Source organism: Sandarakinorhabdus oryzae (genome assembly GCF_009733735.1).
Classification (GTDB): domain Bacteria; phylum Pseudomonadota; class Alphaproteobacteria; order Sphingomonadales; family Sphingomonadaceae; genus Sandarakinorhabdus; species Sandarakinorhabdus oryzae.
In genome coordinates this window covers 1-1,092 of sequence record NZ_WNJP01000339.1, presented here as the reverse complement: position 1 = coordinate 1,092, position 1,092 = coordinate 1, and the positions used below count along the sequence as shown (strand labels likewise).

Here is a 1,092-nt window from a genome sequence, read left to right as displayed (position 1 = left end):
GCTGATGGCCAGGTGGCGGTGCGGCGGCTGCCGCGCAAGGGCTGGCCAGTGGTGCTGGCCAGCGGCGTGGGTGCCAGCGCGGCGCTGGCCGTGCTGCTGGCGCAGACCGATGCGGCGGCGCCAATCCCCGATGGCACGGTGGCGGGCTGGAGCCTGGTGGCGCAATTGCTGACCAACTTGCGCATGCTGGAAAGCTGGCCGCTGTGGGTGGGCATCAATATCGTTTCCATCGCGCTTTATGCCAGCCAGTCGCTGTGGATCACGGCCCTGCTTTATCTCGCCTTCCTCGTCGGCGCACTCTGGAGCTGGCGGCTGTGGTGGGCGGCCCAAGCCCAGACAGACCCGCAGGAGCGCTGACTCATGCCGGGGCGCAGCGTGCATGTCTGCTTTGCCGGCGTTGAATCGACCGGCAAGACGCGCCTGGCCGAGCGACTGGCGCGGCGCATGGGCGCAGCGCTTATGCCGGAATATGGCCGCGAATATGCCGAGACGATCGGCACCGACTTCACGGCCGAAGCCTTGCGCTCCATCGCGCGCACGCATGAACAGCGGCGCCAGGTACTGCTGGCGACCCGGCCGCGACTGCTGATCGAGGATACCGACGTGGTGATGACCGCGGCCTGGTTTCGCATGCTGCACGGCCGCCGCGATCCTGAACTGTCGGCGATGGCGGCCAATGCCGACCTCTATCTGCTGTTTGCGCCGGACACGCCGTGGGTGGCGGACGGCACCCGCCAGTTTGTCGGCCGCGACCGCCTCCAGTTCCAGGCCATCATCGAGGACGAACTGGCCTCCCGCGATATCGAGCCCGTGCTGATCATGGGCAGCTGGCAACAACGCGAGCGCCAGGCCACCGCCGCCATCACCCGCCGGCTGGACAGCGTGCCCCAGGCCGCGTCATAGGGGCGGCCATGGCAAACATATTTCTCACCGGCGCATCGCGCGGCATTGGTGCTGCGGCGCGCGCGCATCTGGAACGGGCCGGCCACCTTGTCATCGGCCAATCGACGGCCGGCGGCGACGGGCTGATCGCCGCCGATTTCGCGCAGCCCCGCGCCGCCGACGCCGTGTGGGCCGAGGCGCTGGAGCGCG

The 1,092-nt window shown here is 69.3% G+C and carries 2 protein-coding genes and 1 pseudogene; all 3 read left to right on the top strand.

The window, feature by feature from the left end; translation table 11 throughout:
* Window positions 1–357 (top strand): nicotinamide riboside transporter PnuC (gene pnuC, locus GJ693_RS16135; protein WP_197042302.1); only part of this gene is annotated, 357 nt, incomplete at its 5' end.
* 3 nt (window positions 358–360) lie between these two features.
* Window positions 361–903 (top strand): AAA family ATPase, encoded by a 543-nt coding sequence (locus tag GJ693_RS16130; RefSeq protein ID WP_156257237.1) that lies wholly within the window; start codon window positions 361–363, stop codon window positions 901–903.
* Window positions 904–911: 8 nt separating this feature from the next.
* A pseudogene (locus GJ693_RS16125) lies at window positions 912–1,092 on the top strand (3-oxoacyl-ACP reductase); the annotation flags it as partial.